Below are 16,104 nucleotides of genomic sequence, written 5' to 3'. Positions count from 1 at the left end.
AGAGGAGGAATAATGATGAGCAAAGATGGAATTAATAGTAAAGATTTTTTAATCGGAACTTTAATCGGGGGAATCATCGGTGCCACTACAGCTCTTTTTCTAGCGCCTAAATCAGGCAAAGAACTTCGCGACGATCTCGGCAGCCAGGCTGTTGCTTTACGGGACAAAACTGATAAAATGACGGCAGATGCGAAGGAAAAAGGCACGCAATATGTCAGCATCGCAAAAGACAAAACTTCCAACATCACACAGCTTGTAGCGGATCAGTCTGGACAGATCATGAACAAGGTAAAGGATTTAAGAGACCGTTCCAAATCTGACAAAACGGATTCATCGACTGCAATGCAGGATATGAGGGAAGAAGCGATGCAGGCAGCCGATGAAACAAAAGATCAAGTCCTCCAGACGAAAGAAGATGTAAAAGACGAACTGAAAGATGCACAAAAACAGGCTGAGCAGTTGAATCGCTGAGCAGGGAAGGAAGAGCTTGAGTCATGGCTAAACAGCTTATTCAATCTGAGGAAGAATTTAAACGGATTGCAGAACAGGAAGGCGCTTTCGTCTTCTTTAAACACAGCACCACATGCCCGATCAGCCAGGCAGCATTTCATGAGTTTGATGCCTTTGCAAATCAGCATGAGGATGTGCCGGCTTACTATCTTCAAGTACAAGAAGCACGGCCGCTGTCAAATTTCATTGCAGAAACATATGGGGTCAAGCATGAAAGCCCTCAGGTATTCATCATCCAGAACGGTGAAGTGAAATGGCATACCTCACATTCACAAATTACAGAAGCCGCTATTGAGCAGCATTTGTCATAGAAAAAAGCGTCCAGATATCATCTGGCGCTTTTTTTTGTAAAAAACCCTTGAACATTGCCCTCACATCATGTAGGATAGCTTCATAGATTACTTTATCACTTAAAAGCGTTTGGGTAATAAAGTAGAGTTTTTATAAAATTTTTTGTATTTCAGTATTTCCATTTGGAATTACTTATAGTAAGATGCATGATAACTACAAAATAAAAAATGAATGTGCAGGGAAAGGATGAAAAAAATGAGCAACACAGAGTTAGAGCTTTTAAGGCAGAAAGCAGACGAATTAAACCTACAAATTTTAAAATTAATCAACGAACGCGGCAATGTTGTAAAAGAGATCGGTAAAGCGAAGGAAGCACAGGGTGTGAACCGATTTGACCCTGTCAGAGAACGCACGATGTTAAACAATATCATTGAAAACAATGACGGGCCGTTCGAAAATTCAACCATCCAGCACATTTTTAAAGAGATATTCAAAGCCGGTTTAGAGCTTCAGGAAGAAGATCACAGCAAAGCGCTGCTTGTCTCCCGCAAGAAAAAACCTGAAGATACAATTGTTGATATCAAAGGCGAAAAAATCGGAGACGGTCAGCAAAGATTCATTGTCGGCCCATGTGCGGTAGAGAGCTATGAGCAGGTAGCTGAAGTCGCTGCAGCTGCGAAAAAACAAGGGATTAAAATTTTGCGCGGTGGAGCCTTTAAGCCTCGTACGAGCCCATACGATTTCCAAGGGCTTGGTGTTGAAGGCCTTCAAATTTTAAAACGTGTAGCGGATGAATTTGATCTGGCGGTTATCAGTGAAATCGTAACTCCGGCTCATATCGAAGAAGCGCTGGACTACATTGATGTCATTCAAATCGGAGCGCGCAACATGCAAAACTTCGAATTGCTGAAAGCGGCCGGCGCCGTGAAAAAGCCAGTGCTTCTGAAGCGCGGTCTTGCTGCAACGATCTCTGAATTCATCAATGCTGCTGAATACATCATGTCACAAGGAAATGACCAAATTATCCTTTGTGAGCGCGGTATCAGAACATACGAAACAGCAACGAGAAACACGCTGGATATTTCAGCTGTGCCGATTTTGAAACAAGAAACGCATTTGCCAGTCTTTGTTGATGTTACGCATTCAACAGGCCGCCGTGACCTCTTGCTTCCGACAGCTAAAGCCGCTTTAGCGATCGGTGCAGATGGCGTAATGGCTGAGGTTCACCCTGATCCGTCAGTCGCACTTTCTGACTCTGCTCAGCAAATGGCGATTCCTGAATTCGAAAAATGGCTGAATGAACTGAAGCCAATGGTGAAAGTCAACGCTTAATTGAACAATCCAAAAGGCCGCGCCTGCGGCCTTTTTTTATGCTTTCTCGTTTATTTAGTTATAAAACCCAAGTATACGTTTTCATCATCTATAAAAACGTGTATAATTTCATGAGAAGTAATTAAATTTGATGAATAATGAAAAATAATGTACACTACTGACTTACGCTTACAAATCATAAACGACATAAATTCGGACATTATGACATTTCTCTACATAAAGTGTTTATGCTATAGATAAGGATAAGTGTATCCAGTAAAAGGAGTGGTTTTAGGATGAGCAATATTACGATCTACGACGTAGCGAGAGAAGCTAATGTAAGCATGGCAACCGTTTCCCGTGTCGTGAACGGCAACCCGAATGTAAAACCGACAACGCGGAAAAAAGTCTTGGAAGCCATTGAACGTCTTGGTTACCGTCCAAACGCGGTGGCAAGAGGACTGGCAAGTAAAAAAACAACAACTGTTGGTGTCATCATTCCCGATATTTCAAGCATTTTCTATTCAGAGCTTGCACGCGGAATTGAAGATATCGCGACAATGTATAAATACAATATTATTTTGAGCAACTCTGACCAAAACATGGAGAAAGAGCTGCACTTGTTAAACACAATGCTCGGCAAACAAGTGGACGGCATCGTGTTTATGGGCGGAAACATTACGGACGAGCATGTGGCGGAATTTAAGCGTTCCCCAGTGCCGATCGTACTTGCCGCTTCTGTAGAAGAGCAGGAGGAAACACCGTCAGTCGCTATTGATTACGAACAGGCGATTTATGATGCCGTGAAGCTTTTGGTTGATAAAGGACATACAGACATCGCGTTCGTTTCTGGACCAATGACAGAGCCGATCAACCGTTCGAAAAAACTCCAAGGCTACAAACGTGCGCTTGAAGAAGCGAACCTTCCGTTTAATGAACAATTTGTAGCTGAAGGGGATTACACATATGATTCCGGACTCGAAGCACTGCAGCATCTGATGAGCCTGGATAAAAAACCGACAGCCATTCTTTCTGCAACTGATGAAATGGCACTCGGCATTATCCATGCCGCTCAGGATCAGGGCTTATCCATTCCGGAGGATCTCGACATTATCGGTTTTGATAATACAAGATTAAGCCTCATGGTTCGTCCTCAGCTTTCAACAGTTGTTCAGCCGACATATGATATCGGCGCCGTTGCGATGAGACTGCTGACGAAGCTCATGAATAAAGAGCCGGTTGAAGAGCATATCGTCGAACTGCCGCACCGTATAGAGCTTAGAAAGTCAACCAAGTCATAAGAAAAACAAAGAGCAAGCTTCACCTTTATGGTGAATTCTTGCTTTTTTCATGGGGAGAAATGATGAAACGTTTTGATTATCTTACACCTGTTGGATTTGTGTTAGGAACGATTATTATTGTTATTGGGATTATTTCAGGATCGGGAGTAAGCGGTTTCCGCTCTTTTCTTGATCTAACCTCTTTCTTCATCGTAACAGGGGGACTTTGCGCCGCTGTTTTTATCAGTTTTCCGCCAAGAGAGCTGAAAAAAGCGCCCTCTGTGTTAAAGCAGGCATTCATCCGCCAGGAAGACAATGTGAAAGATCTTGTGAAAACCTTTGTTTCCCTTTCCGATCACGCGCGAAAACACGGGCTTTTATCATTGGATGATCAGGCTCGGGAAATCAAAGATCCATTCTTGAAAAAAGGGCTGCTTTTAGCGATTGACGGCTGGGATGAAGAAACGATTCGGCTCGTCATGGATTCCGAAATCGCAGCAATGGAGGAACGGCACCGAAAAGGGCGGCGAGTTTTTGAAAAAGCGGGAGAATTCGCTCCGGCGTGGGGAATGATCGGAACACTCGTCGGGCTTGTGCTGATGCTCAAAAACTTAAACGACCCGCATATGCTCGGACCAAACATGGCCATTGCGCTTCTGACGACTTTATATGGTTCATTACTGGCAAATATGGTCTTCAACCCGATCGCGGCTAAGCTTGAAGAGAAAACAGAAAGTGAAATTTTTATCAAGCAGGTAATGGTGGAAGGGATTATCGGTGTTCAATCCGGAAAAAACCCGCGCAACCTTGAAAGCCAGCTGGTCGTTTTCAGCTCACGGGAAGAATGGCAGAAGCAGCCAAAACAAGTAAAAACAAAAAAGGGATCTGTACATGAAGCTTAGAAGAGAACGTTTTGAAAGAAGGAATGGAAGCGCAAAAAACAGTCAATCTTCGTCCAGCTGGATGGTAACCTTTACAGATCTGATCACCTTGATCCTTGTGTTCTTTATTTTACTCTTTTCGATGTCCCAAATCGATCTGCAAAAATTCAAAGCGGCAGTGGACTCGATCCAGAAGGAAGGCAACGGGCTTCAGCCGGACCAAACATCCATAGAAAAAAAGAGTACATCCCCATCTGATACGAAGAAGCAAGAGGATCAGCAGGATCAGCTTCTCAAGAAAGTAAATACATATATAAAAGACAATCATTTGAAGGCCCAAATGACAGCCAAACGGGATGAACGCGGTGTCGTGCTCGTTCTTCAGGAGGCTGTGCTGTTTGATACAGGTGAGGCAAAGGTGCTGAAAAATGCCGAAACACTTCTTCACCAAATTGCCGTTCTTCTTCAAACCATTCCAAATGACATTCAGGTGGAGGGGCATACAGACAGCCGAAACATTTCGACATACCGATACCCGTCGAATTGGGAGCTATCAGCAGCACGGGCAAGTGGAGTGATTCAATACTTCACGTCAAAAGAGAAGCTTCCCTCCAAGCGCTTTATTGCTGTCGGTTATGCGGATACAAAGCCAGTAAAGGATAACAAGACAAATGAACACATGAAGGAAAATCGGCGTGTGGAAATAGTGATTAAAAAATCAAAAACGACCTCTTCGTAAAGGTCGTTTTTTACTTTGTTCTTTGCTGTTCAGAACGTATCGCATATAATGCTTTGCTGACAGTTTGGGCATTTTTTTCTGTAATTTCAGGCTTGCGGGGAATCGGAGGATATAAATCAGCCGGATCGCTCCAGCTCGACGGAAGGGCCACGGGGCATTGTTTTTGCCATTTAGCAATCCATTCCGGCGGGATCTCGTGACCCGGGTCAATTCCCTTCATTTCAAGCCATATTCTGGCCCAGGCGCGGGGCACGACACGCCAAATATCATATCCGCCGCCTCCGACTGCAATCCATTTCCCTCCGCAATATTGATGAGCCAAAGTATGTGCAAGACGGGGGATTTCTTCGTATATATTGATTGTTGCTGATAAATGCGTCAGCGGGTCGTAGTAATGGGCATCGGCGCCGTTTTGGCTGATAATGACATCGGGCTCGAAATACGCGGCGACTTCTGAAGCTGCTGTCCGGTAAGCCTCAAGAAAAGAATCGTCCTCTGTAAAAGCGTCAAGCGGAATATTAAAGGAATAGCCATATCCTTTTCCGCTGCCTTTTTCTTGGATCTGGCCGGTTCCAGGGAATAAATACCTTCCTGTTTCATGAATGGACAGCGTGCATACGTCAGGATTATCGTAAAATGTAAATTGCACACCGTCCCCGTGGTGGGCGTCCGTATCAATATAAAGCACTCTGGCGCTATATTTTTTCTGGATATATTGAATAGCCACAGCGCTGTCGTTGTATATGCAGAATCCTGATGCTCTCCCGCGAAAGCCGTGATGAAGCCCTCCGCCAAGGTTTGCCGCATGCAGGGCTTGTCCTGACATGACCCAGTCTGCGGCCGTTAAAGTGCCGCCGACCAAGAGTGATGCCGCTTCGTGCATGCCGGCAAAGACGGGTGTGTCTTCAGTGCCGAGCCCGTAGCTTTCTCCTTCTTCAGCGGGAAGCTTTCCGGCGCCCGCAAGCTTTACGGCCTGAATGTAATCGTCCGTGTGGACAAGGGAAAGCTCCTCTTCTGAAGCGAGTCTGGGGGTGACAATGTCTCCATCATCAAAGGCATTGATCGTCTTAAGCAAATCATATGTTAACAGAACCCGCTGCTGATTAAAGGGATGCTCCTGATGAAACATATAGGTTTGGTAGGATGGAGAATAGATAAATACACTGTCTCTCATAGCAGATCCCTTTGCTCTGACGGCCATACGACGTGGTGTCCATTTCTTTGTAATGCCTGCAAAAACGGCAGCGGATTCATCGTTTTTACACGGAAGACAAGGACTTTTACACCGGGATCGTCATGCGGATAAACAAGCACGCTTAATATTTTGACTTGAAGGTCTTGGCAAAGACTGCTGATCTCAGCGAGGCTTTTGGTGATGTCGTTTACTTTTATCTCAATTTGCGAGCCCGGCTGGTCAGCGCCTGTCAATTTGACAAACGTCCGCAGCAAATCGGTTTTTGTTAAAATGCCTATTAATTTTTGATGGTGTACCACTGGAAGGCAGCCGATGCCATGCTCGTAGAACACGGCTGATATTTCTTCGACAAAATCTAACGGATGGGCGCAGACAACATCCTTTTTCATAATTGAATCTACGCTTCGTGTGAGAAATAGGCTTCGTTTGTTTTCTTCAAAAATACTCGGGCTGGCCTGTTTCATGTCCCTGTCTGTAATCATGCCGATCACGTGTCGTTCTTCATCTACAACAGGCAGATGCCTGATATGGAATTCCTTCAGTTTGCATATTGCTGTTTCAAGCGTATCCGTCTTCGTTAATGTAATGACATCTCTTTTCATGATTTGCTCAACAATCATTATTTTTTCCCCTTTGTCAGTGTCAGTTAATACATATAACGATGATAAAAACGGAGCCTGTCAAATTGCTCAATTGATTCTTGGCTGACGTTTTTTCCAATGCGGGCCATCAGACAGTTTGCAGGGTGGGAGCTGATCTCCGGCTCATCCGTTGCAAACCAGACCAATCCGCCTGCATTCATCATCTTTTCCATGATCTTTCTGTATTCCCACACATCTTTTTTCATCCCTTTTAAATCCCAATGCCAGTAATATTCTGTCGTCATCACAATGTAGTTTTCCATTTGTTCATCCATCATGCTGACGGTCAGGAGCGTCTTTCCGACAGCGCATCCCCGATAGTCCGGCGCTACTTCGATGGCTCCGAGCTCAATCAAATCCTCCATATTTCCTTCAGACCATCTTTCGAGCGGGTCAGGATATAAATACGTGACATAGCCGACAATGGTTCGGCCGTCTCTGGCAATAATAATGCGCCCTTCGGGAAGGCCTGCAATGTCGACTAGCGCTTCATGCTGCTCGCGAGGCGGGCGAAATGCGGTTAAATCTTTATGAAACTCATAACCTGCCAAATCCTCTGGAGAGACAGGCCCTTCTATCAGTAAAGAGCCGGTTGCTGTTTTGATGTTTGCTGAATGGTATGTTTTATGATGTTCCACTAATTCACCGTCCCATCAATTCTTATCAAAAATACATGCCTTCTTTAAGAATACCAAATTATAAAGCGTTTTCAACCTGGTTTATATTTTAAAAATTGAGAAGAATATGAATATATACTATAATAATTGTGACAACTTCAGCAAAGGGGGATGTTTGGGCATGAATTTGAAAGCGTTACCAGCAATAGAGGGGGATCATAACTTAAAAAACTATGAAGAAACGTACCGGCATTTTGATTGGGCCGAGGCAGAGAAACATTTCTCTTGGCATGAGACAGGGAAACTGAATGCGGCGTATGAAGCGATTGACCGCCATGCCGAATCGTTTCGAAAAAACAAAGTAGCGCTTTATTATAAAGACGCAAAACGGGATGAAAAATACACATTTAAAGAAATGAAGGAAGAATCAAACAGAGCCGGGAATGTGCTGAGACGGTATGGAAATGTGGAAAAAGGGGACCGCGTTTTTATTTTTATGCCGAGATCACCCGAGCTTTATTTTATTATGCTTGGCGCAATCAAAATTGGCGCCATCGCCGGGCCGCTGTTCGAAGCATTTATGGAGGGAGCGGTGAAAGATCGGCTTGAAAACAGTGAGGCAAAGGTTGTTGTCACAACACCTGAGCTGCTGGAGAGAATACCGGTAGACAAACTGCCTCACTTGCAGCATGTCTTCGTAGTCGGGGGAGAGGCTGAGAGCGGCACGAATATCATCAATTATGATGAAGCAGCGAAACAGGAAAGCACAAGACTGGATATCGAATGGATGGATAAAAAAGACGGCTTTCTGCTTCACTATACATCAGGTTCCACTGGTACGCCAAAGGGCGTGCTGCATGTCCATGAAGCGATGATTCAGCAATATCAAACAGGAAAGTGGGTCCTTGATTTAAAGGAAGAAGACATTTATTGGTGCACGGCTGATCCAGGCTGGGTGACAGGTACGGTATACGGCATTTTTGCACCGTGGCTGAACGGAGCGACAAATGTCATCGTCGGCGGACGTTTCAGCCCGGAAAGCTGGTATGGTACGATTGAACAGCTTGGCGTCAATGTCTGGTACAGCGCGCCGACCGCTTTTCGGATGCTGATGGGAGCGGGAGATGAAATGGCTGCGAAATATGATCTAACTTCACTACGGCATGTGCTCAGTGTCGGTGAGCCGCTAAATCCGGAAGTCATCAGATGGGGACATAAAGTTTTTAACAAACGAATTCATGATACATGGTGGATGACAGAAACGGGCAGTCAGCTTATCTGCAACTATCCTTGCATGGATATTAAACCGGGTTCAATGGGTAAGCCGATTCCAGGAGTGGAGGCAGCGATCGTTGACAATCAAGGCAACGAGCTTCCGCCGTACCGAATGGGCAATCTCGCCATCAAAAAGGGCTGGCCTTCCATGATGCATACCATTTGGAATAACCCTGAAAAGTATGAATCGTATTTCATGCCGGGCGGCTGGTATGTGTCTGGGGATTCTGCTTACATGGATGAAGAGGGATACTTTTGGTTCCAAGGCAGAGTTGATGACGTCATCATGACCTCCGGTGAGCGCGTCGGCCCATTTGAAGTGGAAAGCAAGCTTGTCGAACATCCGGCTATTGCAGAAGCAGGCGTAATCGGAAAGCCTGACCCGGTGCGTGGAGAAATCATTAAAGCCTTTATTGCACTCAGGGAAGGATTTGAGCCGTCTGATAAACTGAAAGAAGAGATCCGCCTATTTGTAAAGCAGGGTCTTGCAGCCCATGCGGCTCCGCGTGAGATCGAATTTAAAGATAAGCTTCCGAAAACCCGAAGCGGAAAGATCATGAGGCGCGTGCTGAAGGCATGGGAGCTTAATCTGCCGGCTGGAGATCTGTCAACAATGGAGGATTAAAAGGCGGCGTTGACACAGGATTTTATTTATGTTAAAAATGATATAGCTTCATATGAAAAGGTAAAGATTGAGACAAGTAGAATATCCTTACGTTCCAGAGAGCTGATGGCCGGTGAAAATCAGCACAGACGGATATATCGAATACACTCATGAACCGCTTTTGCAAACAAAGCCGGCCAGGCTTTCAGTAGTGAAAGAACGGACCTGATCCGTTATCAGGCAAAGTGATAAGACGAATGTTTGCATTCTCTTATTAGTAGGGTGGTACCGCGATAATCAATCGTCCCTTCGTGTAAACGAAGGGGCGTTTTTTATTTTAATCAAAAAGGAGCTTTATCTTATGACTAACTTACTTGAAGACTTATCCTTCCGCGGATTGATTCAGCAAATGACAGATGAAGAAGGGTTAAATAAACAGCTGAATGAAGAAAAAATCCGCTTGTACTCAGGCTTTGACCCTACAGCAGACAGCTTGCATATCGGACACCTGCTGCCTATTTTAACACTTCGCCGTTTTCAGCTTGCAGGGCATCATCCGATTGCGCTTGTGGGCGGCGCGACGGGCCTCATCGGTGATCCAAGCGGAAAAAAAGCAGAGCGTACATTAAACACTGCTGACATCGTATCCGAATGGTCCCAAAAAATCAAAAACCAGCTGTCCAGATTTCTAGATTTTGAAGCAGCAGAAAACCCAGCTGTCATCGCGAACAACTTTGACTGGATCGGCAAAATGAATGTGATCGATTTCCTTCGTGACGTTGGTAAAAATTTCGGCATCAATTACATGCTGGCAAAAGATACGGTCAGTTCAAGAATTGAATCCGGCATCTCGTACACGGAATTCAGCTACATGATTCTTCAATCTTATGATTTCTTAAATCTTTACAGAGACAAAAACTGTAAACTGCAAATCGGCGGAAGTGATCAGTGGGGCAATATCACAGCGGGTCTTGAACTGATCAGAAAATCAGAAGAAGAAGGAGCAAAAGCGTTCGGCCTAACGATTCCGCTTGTCACAAAAGCAGACGGCACGAAGTTCGGAAAAACGGAAGGCGGTGCGATCTGGCTTGATAAAGAAAAAACATCGCCATATGAATTCTATCAATTCTGGATCAACACAGACGACCGTGACGTTGTCAAATACTTGAAATACTTTACATTCCTTTCAAAAGAGGAAATTGAAGCATACGCTGAAAAAACAGAAACGGCGCCAGAAAAACGTGAAGCACAAAAACGCCTGGCAGAAGAAGTGACATCACTTGTTCACGGACGCGAGGCGCTGGAGCAAGCCATCAACATCTCCCAAGCGCTGTTCAGCGGCAATATTAAAGAGCTTTCCGCTCAAGATGTAAAGGTAGGCTTTAAAGATGTTCCTTCTATGGAAGTTGACAGCACCCAAGAGCTTTCACTTGTAGATGTGTTGGTGCAATCTAAATTATCTCCTTCTAAACGCCAAGCGCGTGAAGACATCCAAAACGGAGCTGTTTACATTAACGGCGAACGCCAGACGGAAATAAATTATACCCTATCAGCAGAAGACCGTATCGAAAATCAATTTACTGTTCTGCGCCGCGGGAAGAAAAAATACTTCCTTGTGACGTATAAATAAGAAAAAGATCCTTTGCCACTGAAGGCAAAGGATCTTTTTGTTTACCGCATAGGAATGAAAGGAAAAGAGTATATTAGATAGGGCAAACACGACCAATCAACACCTTTTAAATGAAAGGAGCGCTAAAGCGTGAATCTCATGTGTACGATTGCAAAAGAACGGCTGCAGCGGGATTATTGGGAGCGGCAGGCGCAAGATAGTGTTGGCCAGCAAGAGGCGAATGACGAAACAGACGATAAAAAAACCCCGACCGCATAGCGGCAGGGGTTTTTAAAACGATTAACGAGAGTAGAACTCAACGATAAGCGCTTCGTTAATTTCCGGAGCAAGTTCAGAACGCTCAGGAAGACGAGTGAAAGTACCTTCAAGCTTTTCAGCGTCGAAAGTAAGGTATTCAGGAACGAAGTTGTTCACTTCAACAGATTCTTTGATGATAGAAAGGTTTCTTGATTTTTCGCGAACACCGATTGTTTGACCAGGTTTTACTAGGTAAGACGGGATGTCAACGCGGCTTCCGTCTACAAGAATGTGACCGTGGTTAACCAATTGGCGAGCTTGACGGCGAGTACGTGCTAAACCTAGCTTGTACACAACGTTATCAAGACGAGAATCTAAAAGAATCATGAAGTTTTCACCGTGTTTACCAGCTAGTTTGCCAGCTTTGTCAAACAAAGTGCGGAATTGACGTTCGTTTACACCGTACATGTGACGAAGCTTTTGCTTTTCTTGCAATTGCAAACCGTATTCTGATAATTTTTTACGTTGTCCTGGGCCGTGTGGACCTGGAGCGTAAGGGCGTTTTTCTAATTCTTTTCCTGTACCGCTAAGAGAGATTCCTAGACGGCGGGACAGTTTCCAAGATGGACCTGTATAGCGAGCCATAATGTGACTCCTCCTTTGGTTTTATTTTTGTGGAAAATAAAAACCGTCTGCTCTATTCGACCATGCACATTTTGTTTTCATGTATCCTCGCTCCAGCAGCAGAGAGTTACACGATACACCTTATTGATAAGGAACAAAATGAAAACATAGAAGCTGAACAAAAAGGCTGCAATATTTCACACAAAGGTCATTATATAATTTATTTGTTTTGAAGTCAACCATTCCTCCATTATTGCTTCACCGTTTATGATATAATAAACAAAAATTAGTGGTAAACTTTTAGGTGATAAAAACATGGTAGAACAAACTAAAGATCAATTATCCGCCTTTCATTATCATATGCTCGATTTTTTATTAACCAAATCTGAAAAAGTCACATTCACCGACTCTTTCATATGGCTGACTTCGGCTATTCAAACCTATTTTTCAACCCTTTGTGTTTCGCTTACACCGTCATCATCAGACTTTGTGACAAAACTGGCAGATGGTGAAGCGCGTTTTTCCGCTTCAAAAATAAACACTTCATGTTATCTGATTGAGGACGGCTCCGGCAGGCGTTTCCATCTTGCGTGCAGGCAGGATGAAGAGATTCCTGAGGGGCTTCCGGACGTGGTTGCTTCATTTTTAAACCAGTCGATGAAACAGGAAAGACTCTATAACAAAACGATCTACCAAAAAAAGATATACAAAATGACAGAGCTGTTCCATTCACTGCTTGATCAGACAGATGTGCTGAAGCAGCTTTTAGAAAGCTTGACCAGCACATTTTCTCTTTTTGAGTTTTCTTTATTTATATCGCACGATCAAGACCAATGTTTAGGGATACCTGCAAAAGAGCTGTATATGGAAGGGGAAAAATCCGATTCCTTTGCGCTCAAAGTGTATTTGTCCGGAGACATTTTGCGGAAAAATGAATCTGCCGCCTATATTCCGATCAAAGGACAGCAGGGCACATACGGGGTGTTGAAGGCTGAGGGAACGGGTGACAGCTTTCTTACTGATGCCTGCCTTGATGAAATGTCGCTGTTAGCAAACGCGGCGGGAAAAGCGTTTGAAAATGCCCAGCTCTACGAACAATCCAAAGCAAGCATCGCAAATTTGGAATTGATTAATGAAACATCACGCCGCCTGAATCAGCGGCTGACACTGACTGATACAATGAATGATCTGGCTGTGAGAATGGCAGAATCGTTTCAGGCAGAAGAAGTGGGATTTTTTCATATAGACCATTTTGAAAACCTAACATTGCTTCCAGGCAGCACAGCATTTTTTAAAGAAGCGAAGCCGTCAGATTTTTATAATGAGCTGAAAGAAAAGCTGTATGAAGGTGAAAAAGGGGTTTTCATCGGGAATGGCCAGTCTGTTTTTGGGAAGGCGGGGTACGGCTCGCTGATGGCTGCTCCGATGATTCAAAACGACCGGCTTCTAGGTTTTGCGGTTTTATTGAAACAGGAGCTGTACGCTTTTACATTTGAAATGTACAAGCTGTTTCAGGCGCTGATTCATCACGCGACACTGGCTGTAACCAATTCAATGCTTCGCGACCGCCTTGAGCATCTCGTGAAAACAGATCAGCTGACTGAACTGTATTCACGAGCGTATTTAGATGAAAAAATTCAATACAGCATGAAAATCCACCAAAAGGGTGTTTTTATTCTTGTTGATATTGATAATTTTAAAAATGTAAATGATACGTACGGCCATCAGACTGGGGACGAGATTTTAATTCAAGTCGCTTCAGTGATTAAAAGCAACATCCGAAAGCATGATGTCGGTGCCCGCTGGGGAGGCGAGGAGCTGGCGGTTTATTTGCCAAATGTGCCGGTTGCAGTGGGGAAACGGATTACCGAGCGACTGGTTTATGCGGTCAGAAAAAATACGAAACCCGAGGTAACCATTTCCTGCGGTATATCCTGCTGGACGACAGAAACAAAAAAGTCGCTGAAAGAGCTTGTGCATGAGGCAGATGAAGCGCTCTACAGCGCGAAACGGAGCGGGAAAAACCGCTTGATGATTCATGACTCAATAAAATAAAAAAAGCCCAAAACGATATCAGTTTTGGGCTTTTATATTACTGCGCTAACGCTTTTTCTAGCGTTTCGGCAAATTGAGTTAAGTATTTTTCATCAATTTCGTCGAAACGGTTTTTCACTGGGCTGTCGATGTCCAAGACGCCGACAATTTTTCCGTCTACACGAATCGGAAGCACAATTTCTGATTGAGACGCTGCATCGCAGGCGATATGTCCGGGAAACGCGTTTACATCCTCAACACGTTCCACTTTTCCGTTTGCGTACGCTGTGCCGCAAACCCCTCTGCCGAAAGGAATCCGAACACATGCCGGCAGGCCTTGGAACGGACCTAACACAAGCTGTCCATCCTCTTCTTTGGCAAAATAGAAACCCGCCCAGTTGACTTCAGGCAGCGAATGATACAGCAGTGCTGAGGCATTTGCATAGTTTGCTATTTGGTCTGTTTCGTCTTCGGTCATGGCTTCGAGCTGTTTTAGCAGAAGCTGATAGTCTTTTTCTTTATCTCCAGATTGTTTTTCGACATGGAACATGGAAAACCCTCACTTTTTCTATAATATAAAACAAAGTTCCGGCTTTTCTGCCGGCATTTGTCGATAAGTTCTTACAGGAACAGCGGCTTTCTGCTTGAATAGTATCAAGAGGAAGGAGTGAGCCGTATGAAAGTAAGCACCAAAGACAAAATTATTGAATCTGCTGTCATGCTTTTTAACCAAAAAGGATTTTCTGGCACGTCTGTCCGTGAAATCGCAAAGTCAGCTGATGTAAATGTTGCGCACATCTCCTACTATTTTAAAGGCAAAGGAGGCTTGATGGAACACTTAGTTTCAGAGTTTTACGAAGGCTACAGCAAAACGCTTGAAACAGCGGCAAGCAATATCTCTTCTCAAAGCACGCAGGAACATCTTCTTCAATTGGTTTTCGATATTTTATCCTATCAGCATAATCATCGTCAATTAACTCGTTTTGTCTACCGGGAAGTCACAATTGACTCCACATTAATCAGGGAAATTATGTCGACATATCTAATGAAGGAAAAGTATATCTTCCAGCTGATCATTGAGGAAGGAGAAAAACAGCGTGAATATTTAACGCTGCCGCTGCCTCATTTTATTCTCCAATTAAAATCTCTCTTGATGATGCCCTATCTCCAGCCTCAATATATTTCAGAAGTACTCTACATGCAGCCGCACGAGCCGTATTTTTATAAAATGTATTTTGAAGAAATCAAGATTTGGATCAGAAGCGTCTTCCGGACAGGAGACGTGGCGCTCACCAATTAGCACCGTTCCAAAAACGCCTCATACGCATATCCGACATCTCCCGCTTGATGGGCATCAGACCCAAACACAAGCGGGATCTTCTTTTGCTTCGCTTCATTCAACATCCAATCCTCGATATAAATACCGCCAGCGTAAGTTTTTCTTAAGCCGGAAGTATTGAAGTCGAGCTCCATTCCGTTTTCTTCAATGGCATTCAGGCACAGGGAAACGAGGCCGCGAATATGCTCAGACATGCTGTATGGAAACAGCTTGATGAATTTTTGGACGAGTGTGATGTGACCGACTCTTTTTGGCTTATAAACGCCGAGAGATGCTACAATGGAAGAATAGATACTCCGGTAATATTGTTCGTATACAGCTTCAATGCTTCCGCAGGCTGAAATGAGCTCTTTGAAGGTATGCTCGTCATAATCAAGGCATAGATAGGAAGAGTCTGTGCGCAAAAAATGAACGGATAAGATGCTGTCATCTAAATATGGCCCGTATGTGTCCAGGAATAATGTAATTTCGCCTTCAAATTCAGCGATATAATCGACTTCAAGCCCTGTCCGTATGCTAAGCTGTCCGCGATATTCTTTTTTTAATCCGGAAATTTCATGAATATAGCGTTCCAAAGAACCTTGCGCCATCGCGCTGTCTTTCAGCGGCGTGGGATCGGTAAAAGAGGGCGGCAATGGGGCGTGTTCGGTAAAAGTAATCGATTCGAACCCTTTTTTTAAGGCTTCTTCTGCATATTGTCTGAGTGTGTCATTGGAGCCGTGAGGGCAAAATGGTGTGTGAATATGTCCGTCTCGCTTTTGCATTGATGTCACCCCATGAAAAAATAGTCAAATCCTGCCGATTTTGCACAAAAAGTTTTTGATTTCTGGTCAAAAAATGTTTGTTACATGGTATCATAATAACAATGAAAACGACAGTTTTTCTCAATACATATC

General features: G+C 44.1%; 17 protein-coding genes and 1 other annotated feature. Of the genes, 11 read left to right on the top strand and 6 right to left on the bottom strand.

Annotated elements, in window-relative coordinates; genetic code table 11:
* The first annotated feature begins 15 nt into the window (after window positions 1-15).
* The 6 genes from NYE56_RS14885 (at window position 16) to motS (ending at window position 5,012) form a co-directional block, all read left to right on the top strand.
* Entirely contained in the window at window positions 16-471 is a 456-nt protein-coding gene (locus NYE56_RS14885) for a YtxH domain-containing protein (protein WP_004398549.1), read from the top strand.
* A gap of 23 nt (window positions 472-494) precedes the next feature.
* Entirely contained in the window at window positions 495-821 is a 327-nt protein-coding gene (ytxJ, locus tag NYE56_RS14880) for a bacillithiol system redox-active protein YtxJ (RefSeq protein WP_014665009.1), read from the top strand.
* A gap of 235 nt (window positions 822-1,056) precedes the next feature.
* Window positions 1,057-2,133 carry a bifunctional 3-deoxy-7-phosphoheptulonate synthase/chorismate mutase gene (locus tag NYE56_RS14875; protein ID WP_003223454.1) on the top strand — a complete coding sequence of 359 codons (1,077 nt, stop codon included), beginning with the start codon at window positions 1,057-1,059 and terminating at the stop codon, window positions 2,131-2,133.
* A gap of 275 nt (window positions 2,134-2,408) precedes the next feature.
* A complete protein-coding gene (gene ccpA / locus NYE56_RS14870) occupies window positions 2,409-3,413 on the top strand; it encodes a catabolite control protein A (protein WP_017695488.1) in 1,005 nt (334 codons plus the stop codon).
* 62 nt (window positions 3,414-3,475) lie between these two features.
* Window positions 3,476-4,294 carry a flagellar motor protein MotP gene (gene motP / locus NYE56_RS14865; protein WP_014477672.1) on the top strand — a complete coding sequence of 273 codons (819 nt, stop codon included), beginning with the start codon at window positions 3,476-3,478 and terminating at the stop codon, window positions 4,292-4,294.
* A complete protein-coding gene (motS, locus tag NYE56_RS14860) occupies window positions 4,284-5,012 on the top strand; it encodes a flagellar motor protein MotS (RefSeq protein ID WP_341284031.1) in 729 nt (242 codons plus the stop codon). The genes motP and motS overlap by 11 nt, the downstream gene beginning before the upstream one ends.
* A gap of 10 nt (window positions 5,013-5,022) precedes the next feature.
* Here motS and NYE56_RS14855 read toward each other — a convergent pair whose 3' ends face one another.
* The 3 genes from NYE56_RS14855 to acuA are packed head-to-tail and all read right to left on the bottom strand — an operon-like array spanning window position 5,023 to window position 7,486.
* Window positions 5,023-6,186 (bottom strand): acetoin utilization protein AcuC, encoded by a 1,164-nt coding sequence (locus tag NYE56_RS14855; protein WP_015251447.1) that lies wholly within the window; start codon window positions 6,184-6,186, stop codon window positions 5,023-5,025.
* Window positions 6,183-6,827 carry an acetoin utilization AcuB family protein gene (locus tag NYE56_RS14850; protein WP_003229294.1) on the bottom strand — a complete coding sequence of 215 codons (645 nt, stop codon included), beginning with the start codon at window positions 6,825-6,827 and terminating at the stop codon, window positions 6,183-6,185. The genes NYE56_RS14855 and NYE56_RS14850 overlap by 4 nt, the downstream gene beginning before the upstream one ends.
* Window positions 6,828-6,853: 26 nt before the next feature.
* Window positions 6,854-7,486 (bottom strand): acetoin utilization protein acetyltransferase AcuA, encoded by a 633-nt coding sequence (acuA, locus tag NYE56_RS14845; RefSeq protein ID WP_003229296.1) that lies wholly within the window; start codon window positions 7,484-7,486, stop codon window positions 6,854-6,856.
* A gap of 160 nt (window positions 7,487-7,646) precedes the next feature.
* On the opposite strand from acuA, the gene acsA reads away from it, so the two are divergent.
* The 3 genes from acsA (at window position 7,647) to sr7p (ending at window position 11,232) form a co-directional block, all read left to right on the top strand.
* Window positions 7,647-9,365 carry an acetate--CoA ligase gene (gene acsA / locus NYE56_RS14840; protein ID WP_004399030.1) on the top strand — a complete coding sequence of 573 codons (1,719 nt, stop codon included), beginning with the start codon at window positions 7,647-7,649 and terminating at the stop codon, window positions 9,363-9,365.
* A gap of 54 nt (window positions 9,366-9,419) precedes the next feature.
* Window positions 9,420-9,656, top strand: a binding site (T-box leader).
* A 49-nt stretch (window positions 9,657-9,705) separates the two neighbouring features.
* Window positions 9,706-10,974 carry a tyrosine--tRNA ligase gene (gene tyrS, locus NYE56_RS14835; RefSeq protein ID WP_014480566.1) on the top strand — a complete coding sequence of 423 codons (1,269 nt, stop codon included), beginning with the start codon at window positions 9,706-9,708 and terminating at the stop codon, window positions 10,972-10,974.
* A 129-nt stretch (window positions 10,975-11,103) separates the two neighbouring features.
* Entirely contained in the window at window positions 11,104-11,232 is a 129-nt protein-coding gene (gene sr7p, locus NYE56_RS14830) for a small protein SR7P (protein ID WP_064911653.1), read from the top strand.
* Window positions 11,233-11,253: 21 nt separating this feature from the next.
* On the opposite strand, the gene rpsD is transcribed toward sr7p, so the two are convergent.
* Complete coding sequence (gene rpsD, locus NYE56_RS14825) at window positions 11,254-11,856, bottom strand: 30S ribosomal protein S4 (RefSeq protein WP_003229304.1); 603 nt, start codon at window positions 11,854-11,856, stop codon at window positions 11,254-11,256.
* A 294-nt stretch (window positions 11,857-12,150) separates the two neighbouring features.
* On the opposite strand from rpsD, the gene NYE56_RS14820 reads away from it, so the two are divergent.
* On the top strand, window positions 12,151-13,890 hold the full coding sequence (locus tag NYE56_RS14820; RefSeq protein WP_341284030.1) for a diguanylate cyclase domain-containing protein: 1,740 nt from the start codon (window positions 12,151-12,153) through the stop codon (window positions 13,888-13,890).
* A gap of 37 nt (window positions 13,891-13,927) precedes the next feature.
* Here the strand turns inward: NYE56_RS14820 and NYE56_RS14815 are convergent, their stop codons facing one another.
* Entirely contained in the window at window positions 13,928-14,419 is a 492-nt protein-coding gene (locus tag NYE56_RS14815) for a GAF domain-containing protein (protein ID WP_014477664.1), read from the bottom strand.
* 126 nt (window positions 14,420-14,545) lie between these two features.
* Here NYE56_RS14815 and refZ point away from each other — a divergent pair, with 126 nt between their 5' ends.
* Window positions 14,546-15,169: a transcriptional regulator RefZ gene (gene refZ / locus NYE56_RS14810; protein ID WP_015384381.1), complete on the top strand. Its 624-nt coding sequence runs from the start codon at window positions 14,546-14,548 to the stop codon at window positions 15,167-15,169.
* Here refZ and hisJ read toward each other — a convergent pair.
* Window positions 15,166-15,972 carry a histidinol-phosphatase HisJ gene (gene hisJ / locus NYE56_RS14805; protein ID WP_335451091.1) on the bottom strand — a complete coding sequence of 269 codons (807 nt, stop codon included), beginning with the start codon at window positions 15,970-15,972 and terminating at the stop codon, window positions 15,166-15,168. The genes refZ and hisJ overlap by 4 nt on opposite strands.
* Window positions 15,973-16,104: the final 132 nt, after the last annotated feature.

Source organism: Bacillus sp. FSL R5-0603 (genome assembly GCF_038050295.1).
In the GTDB taxonomy this organism is placed as follows: Bacteria; Bacillota; Bacilli; order Bacillales; family Bacillaceae; genus Bacillus; species Bacillus subtilis.
Note: the sequence above shows the minus strand (reverse complement) of the source record. Positions and strands in the feature narration are given on the sequence as shown.

Excerpts from the sequence above, each read along its gene's own strand:
- rpsD (WP_003229304.1), bottom strand. The coding sequence starts at position 11,856 with ATGGCTCGCTATACAGGTCCATCTTGGAAACTGTCCCGCCGTCTAGGA.
- motS (WP_341284031.1), top strand. The coding sequence starts at position 4,284 with ATGAAGCTTAGAAGAGAACGTTTTGAAAGAAGGAATGGAAGCGCAAAA.
- NYE56_RS14820 (WP_341284030.1), top strand. The coding sequence starts at position 12,151 with ATGGTAGAACAAACTAAAGATCAATTATCCGCCTTTCATTATCATATG.
- NYE56_RS14875 (WP_003223454.1), top strand. The coding sequence starts at position 1,057 with ATGAGCAACACAGAGTTAGAGCTTTTAAGGCAGAAAGCAGACGAATTA.
- refZ (WP_015384381.1), top strand. The coding sequence starts at position 14,546 with ATGAAAGTAAGCACCAAAGACAAAATTATTGAATCTGCTGTCATGCTT.
- NYE56_RS14815 (WP_014477664.1), bottom strand. The coding sequence starts at position 14,419 with ATGTTCCATGTCGAAAAACAATCTGGAGATAAAGAAAAAGACTATCAG.
- motP (WP_014477672.1), top strand. The coding sequence starts at position 3,476 with ATGAAACGTTTTGATTATCTTACACCTGTTGGATTTGTGTTAGGAACG.
- ytxJ (WP_014665009.1), top strand. The coding sequence starts at position 495 with ATGGCTAAACAGCTTATTCAATCTGAGGAAGAATTTAAACGGATTGCA.
- NYE56_RS14855 (WP_015251447.1), bottom strand. The coding sequence starts at position 6,186 with ATGAGAGACAGTGTATTTATCTATTCTCCATCCTACCAAACCTATATG.
- acsA (WP_004399030.1), top strand. The coding sequence starts at position 7,647 with ATGAATTTGAAAGCGTTACCAGCAATAGAGGGGGATCATAACTTAAAA.
- NYE56_RS14885 (WP_004398549.1), top strand. The coding sequence starts at position 16 with ATGAGCAAAGATGGAATTAATAGTAAAGATTTTTTAATCGGAACTTTA.
- ccpA (WP_017695488.1), top strand. The coding sequence starts at position 2,409 with ATGAGCAATATTACGATCTACGACGTAGCGAGAGAAGCTAATGTAAGC.
- tyrS (WP_014480566.1), top strand. The coding sequence starts at position 9,706 with ATGACTAACTTACTTGAAGACTTATCCTTCCGCGGATTGATTCAGCAA.
- hisJ (WP_335451091.1), bottom strand. The coding sequence starts at position 15,972 with ATGCAAAAGCGAGACGGACATATTCACACACCATTTTGCCCTCACGGC.
- NYE56_RS14850 (WP_003229294.1), bottom strand. The coding sequence starts at position 6,827 with ATGATTGTTGAGCAAATCATGAAAAGAGATGTCATTACATTAACGAAG.